Origin of the sequence: Rhizobium sp. Leaf341 (assembly GCF_001424325.1) — a bacterium.
In the GTDB taxonomy this organism is placed as follows: Bacteria; Pseudomonadota; Alphaproteobacteria; order Rhizobiales; family Rhizobiaceae; genus Ferranicluibacter.
In genome coordinates, this window is record NZ_LMPE01000003.1 from 251,999 (window position 1) to 269,789 (window position 17,791).

The 17,791-nt window shown below is 65.9% G+C and carries 15 protein-coding genes; 4 read left to right on the plus strand and 11 right to left on the minus strand.

Going from position 1 to position 17,791, the window contains the following annotated elements; all coding sequences use genetic code 11:
• Positions 1-6 precede the first annotated feature (6 nt).
• Positions 7-1,509 (minus strand): pseudouridine synthase, encoded by a 1,503-nt coding sequence (locus ASG03_RS02820; protein WP_443216584.1) that lies wholly within the window; start codon positions 1,507-1,509, stop codon positions 7-9.
• Between the two features lie 757 nt (positions 1,510-2,266).
• Between ASG03_RS02820 and ASG03_RS02825 the strand changes: the two genes are divergently transcribed.
• A complete protein-coding gene (locus tag ASG03_RS02825) occupies positions 2,267-2,716 on the plus strand; it encodes a nucleoside deaminase (RefSeq protein WP_062692039.1) in 450 nt (149 codons plus the stop codon).
• Positions 2,717-2,719: 3 nt separating this feature from the next.
• Here ASG03_RS02825 and ASG03_RS02830 read toward each other — a convergent pair whose 3' ends face one another.
• The 6 genes from ASG03_RS02830 to chrA all read right to left on the minus strand — a co-directional run bounded on the left by ASG03_RS02830 (position 2,720) and on the right by chrA (position 10,619).
• Positions 2,720-3,199, minus strand: coding sequence for a GNAT family N-acetyltransferase (locus ASG03_RS02830; RefSeq protein WP_062692041.1), 480 nt, complete (start codon positions 3,197-3,199; stop codon positions 2,720-2,722).
• A gap of 7 nt (positions 3,200-3,206) precedes the next feature.
• Positions 3,207-3,824 (minus strand): hypothetical protein, encoded by a 618-nt coding sequence (locus ASG03_RS02835; protein ID WP_062469743.1) that lies wholly within the window; start codon positions 3,822-3,824, stop codon positions 3,207-3,209.
• A 188-nt stretch (positions 3,825-4,012) separates the two neighbouring features.
• On the minus strand, positions 4,013-6,949 hold the full coding sequence (gene ileS, locus ASG03_RS02840) for an isoleucine--tRNA ligase (protein ID WP_062693017.1): 2,937 nt from the start codon (positions 6,947-6,949) through the stop codon (positions 4,013-4,015).
• Between the two features lie 347 nt (positions 6,950-7,296).
• Positions 7,297-8,277, minus strand: a complete 981-nt coding sequence (locus tag ASG03_RS02845) for a bifunctional riboflavin kinase/FAD synthetase (protein WP_062692043.1) — start codon at positions 8,275-8,277, stop codon at positions 7,297-7,299.
• 1 nt (position 8,278) lies between these two features.
• Positions 8,279-9,127, minus strand: a complete 849-nt coding sequence (locus ASG03_RS02850) for a TIGR01459 family HAD-type hydrolase (RefSeq protein ID WP_062469749.1) — start codon at positions 9,125-9,127, stop codon at positions 8,279-8,281.
• Positions 9,128-9,251: 124 nt separating this feature from the next.
• Positions 9,252-10,619 carry a chromate efflux transporter gene (gene chrA, locus ASG03_RS02855; RefSeq protein ID WP_082475504.1) on the minus strand — a complete coding sequence of 456 codons (1,368 nt, stop codon included), beginning with the start codon at positions 10,617-10,619 and terminating at the stop codon, positions 9,252-9,254.
• A 253-nt stretch (positions 10,620-10,872) separates the two neighbouring features.
• Between chrA and groES the strand changes: the two genes are divergently transcribed.
• The 3 genes from groES (at position 10,873) to ASG03_RS02875 (ending at position 13,625) form a co-directional block, all read left to right on the plus strand.
• Complete coding sequence (gene groES, locus ASG03_RS02860; RefSeq protein WP_062469756.1) at positions 10,873-11,169, plus strand: co-chaperone GroES; 297 nt, start codon at positions 10,873-10,875, stop codon at positions 11,167-11,169.
• A 78-nt stretch (positions 11,170-11,247) separates the two neighbouring features.
• Positions 11,248-12,885: a chaperonin GroEL gene (groL, locus tag ASG03_RS02865; RefSeq protein WP_062469759.1), complete on the plus strand. Its 1,638-nt coding sequence runs from the start codon at positions 11,248-11,250 to the stop codon at positions 12,883-12,885.
• A gap of 518 nt (positions 12,886-13,403) precedes the next feature.
• Positions 13,404-13,625: a DUF3072 domain-containing protein gene (locus ASG03_RS02875; RefSeq protein WP_062692046.1), complete on the plus strand. Its 222-nt coding sequence runs from the start codon at positions 13,404-13,406 to the stop codon at positions 13,623-13,625.
• A gap of 6 nt (positions 13,626-13,631) precedes the next feature.
• Here ASG03_RS02875 and ASG03_RS02880 read toward each other — a convergent pair whose 3' ends face one another.
• From ASG03_RS02880 to ASG03_RS02895, 4 genes are all read right to left on the minus strand, one after another.
• A complete protein-coding gene (locus ASG03_RS02880) occupies positions 13,632-14,864 on the minus strand; it encodes an NAD(P)/FAD-dependent oxidoreductase (protein WP_062692048.1) in 1,233 nt (410 codons plus the stop codon).
• 205 nt (positions 14,865-15,069) lie between these two features.
• On the minus strand, positions 15,070-15,777 hold the full coding sequence (locus tag ASG03_RS02885; RefSeq protein ID WP_062692050.1) for a glutathione binding-like protein: 708 nt from the start codon (positions 15,775-15,777) through the stop codon (positions 15,070-15,072).
• Between the two features lie 145 nt (positions 15,778-15,922).
• Positions 15,923-16,624: an ATP phosphoribosyltransferase gene (gene hisG, locus ASG03_RS02890; protein WP_062469770.1), complete on the minus strand. Its 702-nt coding sequence runs from the start codon at positions 16,622-16,624 to the stop codon at positions 15,923-15,925.
• Complete coding sequence (locus ASG03_RS02895) at positions 16,621-17,766, minus strand: ATP phosphoribosyltransferase regulatory subunit (protein WP_062692051.1); 1,146 nt, start codon at positions 17,764-17,766, stop codon at positions 16,621-16,623. Before ASG03_RS02895 ends, hisG begins: the two co-directional genes overlap by 4 nt.
• Positions 17,767-17,791: the final 25 nt, after the last annotated feature.

Here is a 17,791-nt window from a genome sequence, read left to right on the forward strand (position 1 = left end):
CGGCGGCTACTTCCCGCCGCGCGGCTTGTTGCCGCCAGGTTTGCCACCAAAGGACGGCTTGCCACCGAAGGAGGGCTTGCCGAAGGATTTTCCGGCTGGACGATCGCCGAAGCTCTTCTTGTCGCCAAAGCTCTTCTTGGCGCCGAAGGAGCGCTCGCCATCGGGGCGGTCGCCGCGCGGCTTGCGGTCGCCGAAGCTCTTGCCGTCACGCGGGGCGCGATCACCGCGATCGCCGCCGTCGCGCGACTTGAAGCCGCCGCGTTCCTCGCGGACCGGAGGCTCGCTGGCCTTAATCCAGTCGCGATCGTCCTTGTCGCGCTCGACGATGACGCGCGGACCCGTGTCGGGCCGGGCAAAACCGGACCCCGCGCCCTTGCGGTCGGGGTCGAAGCGATGCTTGCCGGCGATCGCCTGGCCATCCTTGGTCCGGCCGTAGCGCTTGACCTTGGGCGCGCCTTCCGGACGCTCGCGACGCACCGGCTTTTCGGCCTGAGCAGCCTCGGAGCCGGCCTTCTTTTCGGCGATGGGACGGGCGCCGGGCGCCATCCAGACATTGGCCTTGCGGGGACGGCCGACCTGCTCGCGCTTCGGACGATCGTCACCCCGCGCCGCAGGCGCGCTGTCGCGGCCGCCACGCTTGTTGGTGTCGGCCGGACGCGTGTCAAGGCGTCCGCGCAGGCGCTCATTGCGGTCTGCAGCCTTTTCGCGGAAGGCCGGCTTCTCGTAGCCGCCCTGCCCCCGGTCGCCGGACCGGTCGTGATCCCGATCGCCGCTCCGGTCGGTCGCAACCAGCGGCCCCTCGTCGTCAGCATCCGGATTGTTGAACAGCGGCGCGTCGAAATTGGCCTTGGCATCCTCGATGAGGCGCGGGCCGAGCTGGTCGCGCAGCGTGCGGCCCCGAATCTCCTGGGCCGCGCCCTCCGGCAGTTCGCCGAGCTGGAACGGACCGTACGAGATGCGGATCAGGCGGTTGACGTCGAGGCCGAGCGCGCCGAGCACGTTCTTGATCTCGCGGTTCTTGCCTTCGCGCAGACCCATGGTGATCCAGACATTGGCGCCCTGAACCTTGTCGAGCGTCGCATCGATCGCACCGTAGAGCACGCCGTCGACGGCAATGCCGTCCTTCAACTTGTCGAGATCGGCCTGTTCGATCTTGCCATGCGCGCGGACACGGTAGCGCCGCAGCCAGCCGGTGGCCGGCAATTCCAGCACGCGGGCGAGACCGCCGTCATTGGTCAGCAGAAGCAGACCCTCGGTGTTGATATCCAGACGGCCGATGGAGAGCACGCGGGGCAGCTCTTCCGGCAAGCGGTCGAACACCGTCGGCCGACCTTCCGGATCCGAATTCGTGGTCACCAGGCCGGTCGGCTTGTGGTAGAGCCAGAGGCGCGTGCGCTCGATGCCACGGATCGGCTGGCCGTCGACCTCGATCTTGTCGGACAGCGTGACGTTGACAACCGGCGTTTCCAGCTTGGTTCCGTTGACGCTGACCCGGCCTTCCATGATCATCCGCTCGATATCGCGGCGCGAGGCGATGCCGGCGCGCGCGAGGATCTTGGAGATGCGCTGCGGAGCCTCGTCGGACACGGCGGTCGCGGCGACGGCGCGTGCGCGGGCCGGACGATCATCACCGGCCCGATCGGCCGTGCGGTCACCGCGCGGCTTGTCGAACTTAGGTTTGTCGAATTTCGGCTTTTCGAAATTCGGCTTTTCCCCGCGGGCCTTGTCGAAGCTGGGCCTATCGGTACGCGGTTTGTCGGCGCGCGGTTTGTCGTTTCGCGGCTGTTCACCCCACGGCTTATCGGAACGGGGCTTATCGGAACGGGGCTTATCGGACCAAGACTTGTCCGAACGGGGTTTGTCGGAACGGGGCCTTTCGGAGCGGGCCTCGGCGCCGCGGAAACCCTCGGACGACGGGCGGCCTGCGGTGCGGGTCTCGTCCGTCGCCGCGGCATCGCGCTTGGCGAAGGCAGGCTTGCCGCGCTGGGGACCGCCGGTCTTGCCGAAAGCAGGCTTGCCAAACGCAGGCTTGCCACCCTTGTCGAAAGGCTTCTTATCGCCGGCCTTCTGGTCGAACGGCTTCTTGCCGAATTTCGGCTTGCCGTCGGCTGCCGCTCCGCGCGGCGCCCGGTCGGTCGTCTTGCCGCCGCTTGCGGGCTTGCCGCGCGGCCGCTGGGGCTTGTCATTGGATGTCATTTGTGTTGCCTGCCTTTTCAGGCTCTCCTATCAGGTCGGAGCCGATGGGTTAAGAGAAATAATGACGCGAATGGCCGCATCACCGGGCTTCATGGATCTGGCGCTGGCAGAGGCGCGGGCGGCAGAGGCCCGCGGCGAGGTGCCGATCGGCGCGGTGGTCGTGCTGAACGGCACCGTGATCGGGGCCGGCGGCAACCGGACGCGGGAGCGCCGCGACGTGACCGCCCATGCGGAGATCGAAGCGATCCGCGCGGCCTGCCGGTCCGTCGACGCGGAACGCCTGACCGGTGCGGACCTCTATGTGACGCTCGAACCCTGTGCCATGTGCGCCGCCGCGATCTCCTTCGCCCGCATTCGCCGGCTCTATTACGGCGCGCCGGACCCGAAGGGCGGCGGCGTGGAGCATGGCGGGCGCTTCTATGCGCAACCGACCTGCCATCATGCGCCCGACGTCTATTCGGGCCTGGGCGAGACGGAGGCGGCGGCCCTGCTGCGCGCCTTCTTCACGGCGCGGCGGTAGGCTTCAGCCGGCGGCGAATGCCTGCAGGGCATCGCCCGCCAGACGGTAGCGGGTCCAGCCGTCCATCGGCTCGGCCCCGATGGCGCGATAGGCGCGGATGGCCGGTTCGTTCCAGTCGAGCACGCTCCATTCGAAGCGGCCGCAGTTCTTTTCAACGGCAATGCGTGCCAGGTGCCGCAACAGGCTGCGGCCGGCGCCGGTGCCGCGGGCCTCCGGCGTGACGTAGAGATCTTCGAGGTAGAGCCCGTTGCGGGCCTGCCAGGTGGAGTAGCTCAAGAACCAGACGGCAAAACCGATGGGGGCACCGTTCCGCTCGCAGATGACGGCGCGGGAAACGCTGTCCGGGCCGAACAGCGCCTGCGCAGTGCTGTCCGCCGTCGCTTCCACCTCATGTTCCAGTTTTTCGTAGGCCGCCAGTTCGCGCACGAAGCGCAGGATGATGGCGGCGTCCTCGACGGTCGCCTCGCGGATCGTGACGCTCATGGCCGGCTCAGAAAATCTGCCACCATTTCTTGCCGCTGCCTTGCACCTGGGCTTCCTTCTTGCGACGACGCTCCTTGACACTTTCCTCCTCGCCAAGGTCGGTCAGCGACGCCTCGGGTGCGCGACGATAATCGAGCGGGGGATCGCTGAGGAAACGACGCTTGTCGGAATAGGCGCCCATCTGCACCTTGCGGGCCTCGCGATAGGCGTCCTGCTGTTCCTGGGCGGTAAGCTTGCGGCCATTGGCGGACGCCTTGGCGAGCGGCGAGACGTAACCCGGCCGATCGGAATTCTCGTCGGCCTCCTCGCGCAGGCGCTGGCGTGTTTCCTCGGGGCTTTCCACCCAGGCCGGATTGTCCTTGTTGGCCAGCGACGCCTGGGGCTGGACGAGCGCGGTCCGCTCGCCGGACGGCGGCAGGACGAGGCCGGGGCGCGGCTGATACTTGACGCTGGCGGCCTTGTCGCTGCCCATGCTGACTGCGCTGCCGAGGTCATCCATCAGGTGCTCGCCAGCCGTCTTGTCCGTCCCGTAGGTCGGGCCGCCGATGCAACCGGTGAGCACAAGGCTTGCGGCCATGATCGAGAGCACGCCGGCGCTCGCACCATACTGTCGCGACATTGTCATTCAAACCCTTCCAGCGCGTGCGGCCTGCCCCGCGGCTCCTGCGCGCTTCCGGACCCCCCGGAGGCGCTTTGGCCGATCTGCCCGCCAATTCCTGCCCCATGACGGATGAATCCGCCCATTTTCAGGCAGGGTTCTACCGGATGAACCGCTTGAGCGCAATTCACCCGGTCGTCATGACGTCACGGCCCTCAGACCGAAACGCCCAGCTCCCGCAGGGCCGCCGCATCGCGCGCCGTGACGTCGGGGTAATCCGGGTCGGAACCGACATCGGTCGTCACCTTCCACGAGCGGGCACACTTGCGGCCCTCGGCGAGGCGCGGCTCGACGGCGATCCGGTTTTCGCCTTCCAGACGGAAGGCCTGCTCCGGCGCCTTGCCGACGACGATCTCGATCGCCGAGGTGATGCAGATCTCGGCGAAATCCTCGTCGCTCAGCGCTTCCGCCGTTGCGGCATCGGCGATGTAAACGACGGGGGCGGCCTCGAGCGAGGCGCCGATGCGCTTTTCCCGGCGCTCGACCTCGAGCGCGCCGGTGACGACGCGGCGGATGTCGCGGATCAGACGCCACTTCTCGGCAATGGCTTCGTCGCGCCATTCGGCCGGCAGCTCGGGGAACTGCTCCAGGTGGATCGAGACGGCATCGGGCTTCAGCGACAGCCAGGCCTCTTCGGTCGTAAACGGCAGCATGGGGGCAAGCCAGGTGACGAGGCACTCGAAGATGCGGCGGATCACGCAGAGGCTGGCGCGGCGGCGCAGGCTCGACGGCGCGTCGCAATAGAGCGCGTCCTTGCGGATGTCGAAATAGAAGGCCGACAGCTCGACGTTGGAAAAGTCGATCAACGCGCGTGTCACCCGCTTGAAGTCGAACGCGTCGTAGCCGCTGCGCACGACGTCGTCGAGTTCCGCCAGCCGGTGCAGCATCAGCCGTTCCAGCGACGGCATGTCGGCGAGCGCGACGTCTTCGCCCGTGTCGTGCGCCAGCGTGCCGAGCATCCAGCGGATGGTGTTGCGCAGCTTGCGATAGGCATCGATGTTGGTCTGGATGATCGCCTTGCCGACGCGCAGGTCGTCGGCATAATCCGACGTCATGACCCAGAGGCGCAGGATATCGGCGCCTGCATCCTTCATCACTTCCTGGGGCGCGGTGACGTTGCCCTTCGACTTCGACATCTTCTCCCCCTTCTCATCCATGATGAAGCCGTGGGTGACGACCGTGTCGTACGGCGCGCGGCCGCGCGTCGCAGCGCTTTCGAGCAGCGAGGAGTGGAACCAGCCGCGGTGCTGGTCAGAGCCTTCGAGATACACGTCGGCCGGCCATTTGAGATCCGGGCGATCCTCCAGCGTGAAGACGTGGGTGGAGCCACTGTCGAACCAGACGTCGAGGATATCCGTGACCTGCGTCCACTGGGCCGGGTCATGATCATTGCCGAGGAAGCGTTCCTTGGCGCCCGGCGCAAACCAGGCATCCGCGCCTTCGGCCTCGAAGGCTTCGAGGATGCGGGCATCGACGGCATCGTCGGAAAGCACCGTGCCGTCCTCGCGGGCGAAGACGCAGATGGGCACGCCCCAGGCGCGCTGGCGGGAGAGCACCCAGTCCGGACGGCCCTCGATCATGGCGCGGAGGCGATTCTGGCCGCCTGCCGGCACGAAGCGCGTATCGTCGATCGCGCTCAGGGCGCGGTTGCGCAGCGTCGTGCCGTCGGCCAGGTCCTTGTCCATGTAGACGAACCATTGCGGCGTGTTGCGGAAGATGACCGGCTTCTTGGAGCGCCAGGAATGCGGATAGGAATGCTTGAGCCGGCCGCGGGCAAAGAGCGTGCCGGTGGCGATCAGCGCCTTGATGACCCGCTCGTTGGCATCGCCCTTCTTGCCGTTGTCGTCCATGACGCGCGCGGCGCCGCCTTCGGCCTCGGGGCCGAAGCCCGGCGCATCCTTGGTGTAATAGCCGGCATCGTCCACGGGGAACGGGATGGCCGTGTCGATCCCGCGCGCCTGCAGGTCGCGGACATTGTCCATCCACACGTCGAAGTCCTCGCGCCCGTGGCTGGGGGCGGTATGGACAAAGCCGGTGCCCGCCTCGTCGGTGACGTGGTCGCCGGCGATGAGAGGGACATCGAAGGTATAGCCGAGCTCGGCCAGCGGATGGGCGCAGGTGATGGCGGCAAGTTCGTCGGCACCAACGTCGCCCAGACGCGTCGCCTGGAGCTTGGCCTTGGCAAACGACTCAGGCGCCAGCTTGTCGGCGAAGATCAGCTTCTCGCCCGGACGGGGTCCGAAGTCGTTGACAGCTTCGGTGACCTCGTAAAGCCCATAGGCGACACGGTTCGAGAAGGCGATGGCGCGGTTGCCGGGGATCGTCCAGGGCGTCGTGGTCCAGATGACGACGAAGGCGTCCTGCACCGTCCCGGAACCCGTCCGCACCGGGAACTTCACCCAGATCATGTCGCTGTCGACGTCGTGATATTCCACCTCGGCCTCGGCGAGCGCCGTGCGCTCCACCACCGACCACATGATCGGCTTGGAGCCGCGATAGAGCTGGCCGGACTTCGCGATCTTCAGGAGCTCGCCGGCGATGCGGGCTTCGGCATGAAAATTCATCGTAAGGTACGGATTGTCGAAATCGCCGGTGATGCCGAGACGCTTGAACTCGTCCGCCTGAACCTTGATCCACTTTTCGGCATAGGCGCGGCATTCGCGGCGAAACTCGATCATGGCGGCGGGTTCGGAGAGATCGGGCTTGCCCTTGCCCTTGGCGCGATAGTTCTCCTCCTCGATCTTCCACTCGATCGGCAGGCCGTGGCAATCCCATCCGGGCACATAGTTGCTGTCGAAGCCGCGCATCTGGAACGAGCGGGTGATGACGTCCTTCAGGATCTTGTTCAGCGCATGGCCGATATGGATGTTGCCGTTGGCATAGGGCGGACCGTCATGCAGCACGAACTTCTCGCGGCCGGCAGCGGAGGCGCGCAGCTGCTTGTAGAGGTCCATCTGCTGCCAGCGGGCGACCATCTCCGGCTCCTTCTGCGGCAGGCCGGCGCGCATGGGAAATTCGGTTTCGGGCAGATAGAGGGTCTTGGAGTAGTCGAACGCTTCGTTCGTCTTGGAGGGCTGAACGGTGTCGGTCATATCGGCAATCATTCTCTGGCGCTGTCGAAGCGCGATGTCGGGGCAGGAAACAGACGCGCGGAGCTTTTCAGCCCGTCGGCGGCGCAAATGCTGGAACCCGGACCTTCCGGCCGCTTAGCGCGCGCGAAAGGCCGGGCCGGTAATTCGCAGGGAAGGCGCTGGCCGCAGATGTGTCATGATGGCGGTTGTCTAAGGGTTTTCGCGGCGGAATGGAAGGGGGCGCACGCACGCGGCGTCCGCCTGATGAGGCGCGCCCTGTCAGGGATGCCGGAAGAAACGGCGCCGCGGTCCTGATGCTTGGAACGGTGACGTCGCGCGATGTCCTTCTCACAGCCGCCAAGGCTGGATCAGAAACACAGCCCCAGATCGATCGGCCCGAGCGGCGTGACGCCGGCGAGAAGGGCGCGGGCTTCGGCGTCGTCCTTCTTCATCTGGACGATCAGCGGGTCGAGGCCGTCGAACTTCAATTCGTCGCGCAGATGGCCGAAGAAGGAGACCGAGGCGATTTCGCCGTAGAGATCGCCCGAAAAGTCGAACAGGAAGGTCTCGAGCAGGGCTTCGCCGTCGCTGGTGACCGTCGGCCGCCGGCCAAAGCTTGCGACCGCATCGTGCAGCGAACCGTCGGCGCGGCGGAAGCGGACGGCATAGATGCCGTTCTTCAGGCAGACGCCGGGATCAAGACGCATGTTGGCCGTGGGATAGCCGAGCGTGCGGCCGAGGCGCTTGCCGCCGATGACCTCCGCCTCGACCGTGTAGTGGTAGCCGAGCAGGCCTGCTGCCTGCGCGACGTTGCCATCGACAAGAAGGCTGCGCACGCGGCTCGACGAGATGACGTCGGCGTTCTCGTCGCGGAAGGCGTCGACCAGCGTGACGCCGAAGCCGTTGTCGGCGCCGGCCTTCATCAGGAAGGCGGGACCGCCTTCGCGCCCCCTGCCGAAATGAAAGTCGAACCCGGTGACGACATGCCCGGCCTTCAGCCAGTCCATCAGCACGTCGCGGATGAAATCATGGGCCGACATCTGCGAAAACCCGCGATCGAACGGATATTCGATGACGGCGGCAAAGCCCATGCCCTCGAGGATGCGCGCCTTAAGCGGCGCCGGCGTGAGGCGGAAGACGGGCTCGTCGGGCCGGAACACGGCGCGGGGATGGGGCTCGAAGGTGAGAACGAGCGCGGGGACACCCAGGGCCTCGGCCTCGGCCAGCGCGCGATCGAGCACAGACTGATGTCCGCGATGCACGCCATCGAAGTTGCCGATGGCGATGACGCCGGCATGGAGATGGGCCGGCAGGGGAGTCCTGGTCTCGTTGCGGTGAAAGACTGTCATGTCAGGCGAGCCGCGGCATCCACCACTTCGGCGTCGCGCCCTCCTTCTTCAGAAACGCGGCCAGCTTGGCCTCGTCGGTCTTCTCGCCGGTCATGTATTCAGCCCCGTGGATGCCGGCGCCGATGTAGAGCACATCGATCCCGCTGTCCTGCGCGCCGCGAACATCGGTCGGCATGCCATCGCCGATGGCGACCACGCGGGCGCCGTCCAGCGCACCGCGCACGCTACGCGCTTCGGTGAGCGCCGCGCGATAGATCGGCTTGTGCGGCTTGCCGGCGATGCGCGCCTCGCCGCCCAGTTCCTCATAGAGCTTGGCGATGGCGCCGGCGCAGGGCACCAGCCGATCGCCGCGCTCGACCACGAGATCCGGATTGGCGCAGATGAAGGGCAGGTTGCGCTTGACGAGCGTCGAGAGCGTCGCCCGGTAATCGTCCGGCGTCTCTGTTTCATCGTCGAAAAATCCGGCACAGACGATGATCTCGGCATCCTCGGACGAGACGATATCGACGCCGAGACCGGCCAGCAGCGGAAAGTCGCGGTCGGAGCCGATGAAGTAGACCTTCTTCGGGCCTGCCGCGATCAGCGCCCGCGTGACGTCGCCGGAGGTGACGATCCTGTCATAGGCGGTGTCGGGTACGCCGAGGCCGCGGATCTGGACGATGACGCCGGGATGCGGGCGCGGCGAATTGGTGACGAGCACCACGGTCAGGCCGCGATTACGCGCGTCCGTCAGGGCTTCGCAGGCCGAGCGAAAGGCCGCGACGCCATTGTGGAGCACGCCCCAGACGTCGCAAAGCACCACGTCATAACGGTTTGCGATGTCGCGAAAGCTGTTGATGCGAACGGCCATGCAGGCTTCCCATTGAGACTTCTGTCGGCTGACATCGCAAGGACGTCGCCAAAAGACAAGCCTAAACGCGGCATTCGCCCTGCTTATCCGCCGCATTCCTGCGGAATTGCGCCGTTCGGGGGCTTCACAACAGCGAGAGAAGAAGGCCGCCGGCAGCGCAGACCGTTAGCGTGCCGACCACGCCGAGGCGGATCACGAACAGGAGGCCGCCCGCCAGAAGCGCGAGAAGCGCGGCCCAGGGGTTGAAAAAGGCAAGGTCGGGCACCGCCACGACCAGGGGACCGACGCGGATCTGCTGCACGCGCTCGAACAGCACGTGCAGGGAGAACCAGACGGCGAGATTGAGGATGACGCCGACGACGGCTGCCGAGATCGCTGCCATCGCGGCAACCGCCATCCGGTTTCCGCGCAGCCGCTCGACGGAGGGTGCTCCGAGAAAGATCAGGGCGAAGCAGGGCACGAAGGTGACCCAGGTGGCCACCAGCCCGCCGATGAGACCGGAGAGGACGGGATCGAGCCCGGCCGGCGGCACGCGGAACGCGGCCATGTAGGCGACGAAGGTCAAGACCAGCACGAGCGGCCCCGGCGTGGTCTCCGCGAGCGCCAGGCCGTCCAGCATTTCGCCCGGGCGCAGCCAGTGATGCGTTTCCACCGCCTGCTGGGCGACATAGGACAGCACCGCATAGGCCCCGCCAAAGGTGACCACGGCCATCTTGGAGAAGAAGACATGAAGGGCGGAGAAAACCGTCCCGCCGCCCCAGAGAAGGACGATGAGGCCAAGCGGCGCCACCCAGAGACAGGCCCAGACGGCGACAAGCATGAGCGTCTGCGACCATGTCCGCGCGGGCGCCGCGGTGTCCGGCGCGGGCGGGACGACACTCAGGCGGTCGGCGCGCAGCAGCCCGAACAGGCCGGCGGCCAGGATGACCAGCGGGAACGGAACGGAGAAGAAGAACAGGGACGCGAAGGCGACGGCGGCGATCGTTCGCGCCGTGGTCGTCGTCAGCGCCCGTCGCGCAAGGCGCAGCAGCGCCTCCACCACGATGGCGAGAACCGCAGCCTTCAAGCCAAAGAAGGCGGCCGACAGCGTGCCTGTCTGGTGATAGAGCGCATAGAGCGTCGACAGGCCGAGCAAGATGCAGAGGCCCGGCAGCACGAAGAGGATGCCGGCCACCAGCCCGCCGCGCGTGCCGTGCAGCAGCCAGCCGATATAGACGGCGAGCTGCTGTGCCTCCGGCCCCGGCAGCAGCATGCAGTAGTTCAGCGCATGCAGGAACCGATCCTCCGCCACCCAGCGCCGGGTCTCCACGACCTCGCGGTGCATCAGCGCGATCTGGCCTGCGGGGCCGCCGAAGCTCAAGAACCCGATGCGCGCCCAGACCTGCGCTGCCTCCGCAAACGTCGGCCGGGCGGCCATGCGCCCATCATGAGGATCATCGTCCGCCAGGCTCCCTTGGGCGGCTGTCGCATTCGTGCCGTGTTGCTCGTTCATACTCTTCCCGTGGCCACGCCGGCCGGCCGATCGTTCCGCGTGTCGTCTGCGCCGTGCGAAGGGCCGGCGCCGCTTGCGGATCCCGCTCCTTACGACGCCCGCGTGACAGGGCGGCGACAGAAAAACCCACGCCGATCTTGACTCCCGTCCGCAGCGCTCTTATCTCAGCAGTGCTAGCACTCGACCTACAGGAGTGCTAACAGATCGATGGATCCCAAGAGATCCCAGCGTCATTTGATCGAGGGAAAAGACAATGACAAGCACTACATTCCGCCCCCTGCACGATCGCGTCGTCGTCCGTCGCGTTGAGTCCGAAGCCAAGACCAAGGGCGGCATCATCATTCCCGACACCGCCAAGGAAAAGCCGCAGGAAGGCGAAATCGTCGCCGTCGGCTCCGGCGCGCGTGACGACAGCGGCAAGGTCGTCCCCCTGGACGTCAAGGCCGGCGACCGCATCCTGTTCGGCAAGTGGTCGGGCACCGAAGTCAAGCTCAACGGCGAAGACCTGCTGATCATGAAGGAATCCGACATCATGGGCGTTATCGCCTGATTTCGGCTCTGCCTCCGGCAGTTTCTTCGTACAATCCGACGAACTTAAAATTTGGGCTTATGCCCGGGAGTTTTCAAAATGGCAGCTAAAGAAGTAAAATTCGGCCGCACCGCGCGCGAAAAGATGCTGCGCGGCGTCGATGTCCTCGCTGATGCCGTCAAGGTCACGCTGGGCCCCAAGGGCCGCAACGTCGTCATCGACAAGTCCTTCGGCGCACCGCGCATCACCAAGGACGGCGTTTCCGTCGCCAAGGAAATCGAACTGGAAGACAAGTTCGAGAACATGGGCGCGCAGATGGTCCGGGAAGTTGCTTCCAAGACCAACGACATCGCCGGCGACGGCACCACGACGGCAACCGTTCTGGCCCAGGCGATCGTTCGCGAAGGCAACAAGGCCGTTGCCGCCGGCATGAACCCGATGGACCTGAAGCGCGGTATCGACCTCGCCGTCACGGCCGTCGTCAAGGACCTGCAGGCCAAGGCAAAGCCGATCTCCACATCGGAAGAAGTCGCCCAGGTCGGCACGATCTCGGCAAACGGCGACAAGCAGGTCGGCGCTGATATCGCTGAAGCCATGCAGAAGGTCGGCAACGAGGGTGTCATCACCGTCGAAGAAGCCAAGACCGCCGAAACCGAACTCGAAGTCGTCGAAGGCATGCAGTTCGACCGCGGCTACCTCAGCCCCTACTTCGTGACCAACCCGGAAAAGATGGTCGCAGACCTCGACGACGCTTACATTCTCCTTCACGAGAAGAAGCTGTCGAACCTGCAGGCAATGCTTCCGGTTCTCGAAGCCGTCGTTCAGACCGGCAAGCCGCTCCTCATCATCGCTGAAGACGTCGAAGGCGAAGCTCTTGCAACGCTCGTCGTCAACAAGCTGCGTGGCGGCCTCAAGATCGCTGCCGTCAAGGCTCCGGGCTTCGGCGACCGCCGCAAGGCCATGCTGGAAGACATCGCCATCCTGACGGGCGGCACGGTGATCTCCGAAGACCTCGGCATCAAGCTCGAAAACGTCACGCTCGAAATGCTCGGCCGTTCCAAGAAGATCTCGATCTCCAAGGAAAACACGACCATCGTCGACGGCGCCGGCGCCAAGAACGAGATCGAAGGCCGCGTGGCCCAGATCAAGGCGCAGATCGAAGAAACCTCTTCGGACTACGACCGCGAAAAGCTGCAGGAACGCCTGGCCAAGCTCGCTGGTGGCGTTGCCGTCATCCGCGTCGGCGGCTCGACGGAAATCGAAGTCAAGGAACGCAAGGACCGCATCGATGACGCGCTGAACGCAACGCGTGCAGCCGTTCAGGAAGGCATCGTCCCCGGCGGCGGCGTCGCCCTGCTGCGTTGCTCGGCCGTTCTCAACGTCACGGGCGAAAACCCGGACCAGCAGGCCGGCGTTGCCATCGTTCGTCGCGCCCTTCAGTCGCTCGTTCGCCAGATCGCCGACAATGCCGGTGACGAAGCTTCGATCGTGGTCGGCAAGATCCTCGAAAAGAACGACGACAACTACGGCTACAACGCCCAGACGTCGGAATATGGCGACATGATCGCCATGGGCATCGTCGACCCGGTCAAGGTCGTGCGCACCGCGCTGCAGAACGCAGCTTCGGTCGCCTCGCTCCTGATCACCACCGAAGCCATGATCGCCGAGCTGCCGAAGAAGGACGCTCCGATGGGCGGCGGCATGCCCGACATGGGCGGCATGGGCGGCATGATGTAATCAATCCGATCCGGATTGACGGAATGGGGGCGGTCCGCAAGGGCCGCCCTTTTTCGTGGGTTGGGGATTGACCGCGGTGCTCTCACCATGCGGTGTCGGGTGCGCCATGTCACAATGCGGCGGCTTGCCGACCACCTGGGTTGAGCTGTCATGCGTGCACGACAGCGACGTGAGGACCGCCATAAGGTCGATGTGGAACGTCACGATCGGGGCAACCCCGACCCGCGCGAGCGTCAACCTCATGAAAGAAAAAGGCACGGCTCCGGATCATACCGTCGTGTCTGATCTATCCTACCCGACGCTCGACCGGGTCCGGCTTCTTCTCGATGACGACGGGGACCGTGTTTCCGAAACGGCCTGCAGCGCCTGCTGAACGGGATCGCAACTCGGCATTGACTGACGCAGGCCGACATTGCTCAGGGCCAGCGACATGCAGAATTCCGAGCACCCTTCACCGAACAACGGAACCTCCTCCGTGCGTGAACGTTTAGCGAACATAGACACCACAGGAGCCTTCTATGTCCGACAAAGCGATTGCCAACGACACGTCTTCCAACACCGAAAAGAACCCGGACGATTGGGTCAGCGGCGATGAGCCGATGACGGGGGCGCAGCGGTCCTATCTTCAGACGCTTTCCGAACAGGCGCATGCGCCGGACCAGTTTGCCGAGGATATCACCAAGGCGGAGGCGTCCAAGCGGATCGACGCGCTTCGGGGCAAGCTTGATCTCGGCGAATAGCCCGGATCACGAGGCGAGAAGCGCCTTTAGGTCGGTGGCGGGATCTTCGATGGCGGACTTGTCCGGCGTCGTTCCCGTCTCGATCAGTTTCTTCCCCACGACATAGGCCTTGGCATCGTTGATCGCGTCGACCGCGACCAGCCTGCCCTGGCGAAAATACCAGACGGAGGCGCTGCCTTCCCTCTGTCCGGCGCGGGTGACCGTTTCATCGTGCCCGAGGCCGAAACCGGCGATCTGCAGCTTGACGTCGTATTGATCCGACCAGAACCATGGCTTCGGATGATAGGGCGTCGGCATGCCGGCGATCGTCGCGGCGACGGCTTCGGCCTGGTCAACCGCGTTCTGCACCGATTCCAGACGGATCAGCATGTCGGCGAACGGCAGCACGGCGCAATCCCCCATCGCGAAGACCGAGGGGTCGCTGGAGCGGCCGTGGAGATCGACGATGATCCCGTTTGCCGTCTCGATGCCGGCCTCGTGGGCAAGGCGGTCGTTGGCGGTCACGCCGATGCCGACGATGACGAGATCGGCCGGGATCGTTGTTCCGTCCGAGAGGTGTGCGCCCGTCACGTGTCCGCTTTGGTCCGTGAGATGGGTCAGGCCGGTGCCCTCCCTGAGGTCGACGCCGCGCGACACGTGCAGGGACCGCAGGATGTCCGAGGTGGCTGCGGCCGCCACGCGCTGGACGATACGGTCGGCCATTTCGATCAGCGTGACCTCGAGCCCGAGCGTGCGCGCAACGGCTGCCGCTTCGAGCCCGATATAGCCGCCACCGATGATCAGGGCGCGCCGTCCGGGCCGCATCGCCTCGGCCAGCCTGTCGGCATCCTCGAAATCGCGCAGGGTGAAGACGCCGTCGAGCCTGCCGCCGACGCTGTCGGCCAGATGGCGGGGCGCAGCCCCGGTCGCAAGCGCCAGCGTTTGATAGCCGAGCCGCGTGCCGTCCGACAGAAGCACGCTTCGTGCCGCACGATCGATGGCGGTCGCGCGGGTGCCCAGCCGGAGGTCGATCGCATGATCGGCGTACCAGGCCTCCGGCCGGTACTGCAGGCGGTCGAGCGTCATTTCGCGCAGGAGGTATTTCTTGGACAGCGGCGGGCGCTGGTAGGGCAGGCTTTTCTCGTCCGAGATCAGCGTGATCGGCCTGTCGTCCTTCAGGGCGCGCAGCTTGGCGATAAGCGCAAAGGCCGCCTGCCCGCCGCCGATCACGACGAGCCTGTCGGACGGCCCGTTCCCCATGTCACCCAGCTCTTGCGCCACGCCGTCTTCCCTTCGCATCGGTCCGCCCGATGACTTAAAGCGCGTCGCGTGAAAAAGGATTCACGCAACGCGCTTTAAGGTCTTGTTTTGATGCATGTCGTTTCCCGAAACCGCTGCGCACTTTCGGGCGAGATGCATTATCCCGTCCCGAGCGGAACCGTCAATGCGTCGCGGTGGGGAGCGATCAGTTCCGCTTGGGAATGTCCATGCCCGTTTTCACAGCCGGGCGTTCCAGCGCGCGGTCGACCCAGGCGAGCACGTTCGGGAAGCTCGCATAATCGAGCACCTGATCGCCGCCATAGAACTTGCGGGCACCGTCGATCCAGGGGAACGTCGCGATGTCGGCGATGGTGTAGTCGTCGCCCATCAGCCACTGGCGACCTTCAAGGCGCGCCTCGAGCACCGACAGCAGCCGCTTGGATTCGTCGCGATACCGCTCCATCGGATAGGAATTGTTGGCCACCTTGTCGGCGGCGAACTTGTAGAAATGGCCGAACTGGCCGAACATCGGGCCGACGCCGCCCATCTGGAACATCACCCAGGCCAGCGTCTCGTAGCGCCCGGCGGCAGACGCCGGCAGCAGCTTTCCGGTCTTTTCGGCGAGATAGACGAGGATGGCGCCCGACTCGAACAGGCCGATCGGCTTCCCGTCCGGACCGTTCGGATCGATGATGGCGGGGATGCGGCCGTTCGGATTGAGCGACAGGAATTCCGGCGACTTCTGATCGTTGGTGCCGAAGGAAATGAGGTGCGGCTCGTAATCGAGCCCGAGCTCTTCGAGCGCGATCGAGATCTTCACGCCATTCGGCGTCGGCAGCGAATAGAGCTGGATCGCATCCGGACGGGTGGCGGGCCAGCGGGTGGTGATGGGGAAGGAAGAGAGATCGGCCATGGGAGACGGGTTCCTTGGAAAGGGTTGCGGTTTCACATAGGTGCGATGGGGCGGGATGTCAGCGGGCGGCGCTGCGATTTTCCGCCGGAGCCGGGCGCCGGACATCCTCTGACCACGACGGCTCTGACCGCGAGCGCGCCCGGCACTACCCCCGCAGAGCCTCCTGGACCCGGCCCACGATCTCCCGCACCCTGGCATCGCCGTCGTGCTCCGGCTTGCGGGCGCGGACGAGGCAGGCCTCGGAGCGCAGGATGATGCCGTCGGAGAGGATCTTGAGATGGTTGGCGTTCAGGGTGGAGCCGGTGGAGGTGATGTCGACGATGATATCGGCGGAGCCGGACGCCGGTGCGCCTTCGGTGGCACCGAGGCTCTCGACGATGCGGTAGAGCTGGATGCCATGGCTGCCGGAAAAATGCTGCTGGGTCAGCCGCCAGTATTTGGTGGCGATGGCGAGACGGCGGCCGTGGCGGGCGCGGAAATCGGCCGCGACATCGCCGAGATCGGCCATGGTGTCGACATCGAGCCAGATATCCGGCACGGCGACGACGACATCGGCATGGCCGAAGCCGAGGCGGGCGCAGAATTCGACCCGCTCGTCGGCATTGGCGAGACCCTCGCGCACGAGGTCTTCCCCCGTGACGCCGAAATCGACGGCGCCGGCACCGATCTCGCGGGAAATTTCGGACGCGGAGAGAAAGGCGATCTCGACATCGTCCATGGCGTCGACCCGCCCGCGATAGGAGCGGTCGTTGCCGACGGTGGAGATCTTCAGGCCCGCACGCTCGAAGATGGCCGAAGCCTCGTCCTTCATGCGGCCCTTGGAGGGGAGCGCGATGGTGATGGTCATGCCGGCTCTCCCGTTGTGCGCAAGCGCTGCGTCTCGATGCGGTCGAGCCACAGCGAGAAGCCGACGGCCGGGATGTGGCTTTCGGCCCCCAGCAACGTCATCAGCCGGTCGAAGCGACCGCCGCCGGCGAGCACGTCACCGCGCGTGGCCGTGATCTCGAAGACCATGCCGGTGTAATAGTCGAGCGGCCGGCCGAAGGCGGCGCGATAGGTCATGGCCGAAAGGTCGGCGCCGGCATTGGAGAGCGCGGCAAGACGCGCGTCGAAAGCGGCCATTGCCGGGCCGAGCCTCAGGTCGGCGGCATCGGCAAAACCCGCAAGTGCTGCCGAGGCTTCGGCGAGCGGCAGGCGCAATGTCAGGAATTCGCGCAGGAGCAGCAGCGCCGATCCGTCGAGGCGGGTTGCGGCCAGTGCGCGCTTTTCCTTGAGGCGCCGGGCGATTTCGGCCGGCGAGCGGCTGGCATTGGTGGAATAGCCGGTCTGTTCCATCCGCTGTTCCAGCCAGGCGATCAGATCGTCGTCCCGGTCGGCCGCCAGCAGGGCTTCGATCTCGGGATCGAGGCCGGCCACAGGCTGCGGACGCGCCAGCCGTTCGAGCAGCGCTTCGAGATGGCCGGCGTCGCCAAAGGCGTGAATCAGCCGCTTCTGCCAGCCGACCGGCAGGCCGAGGGCCGCGACCACTGCTTCGAACACCGCCTGATCGCCAAGCGTCAGGCGAAGATGTCGGCCGGGACCATCGCCCGGCAGGACGAGGCGCACCATGTCCATCGCGTCGACGATGGCGCGCGCATCGGCGCCGGCGACATCCCTCTCGCCGAGATCCTCGATGCCAGCCTGATAGAACTCCTCCGCCCCGCCGCGGCGCTGGCGGAAGACCTCGCCGAGATAGGCGTAGCGCCTTGGCGTGCCGGTCGCCGTGGCGATGTGGCGCAGGCAGACGGGAATGGTGAATTCCGGCCGCAGGCAGAGGCTCGTTCCGGTCTCGCTCGTGGTGAGAAAGATACGGCGGCGCAGGTCTTCGCCCGCCATGTCGAGAAACGGATCGGCCGGCTGGATGACCGGGGTATGCACCCGTGCGGCGCCGCGGGCCGTAAAGGCTGCGAGCAGATCCGGGGCGAAATCGGGCATGTCGGAGAGGGTCATGGATGTGCGGTTCCCGGAGGCGTGC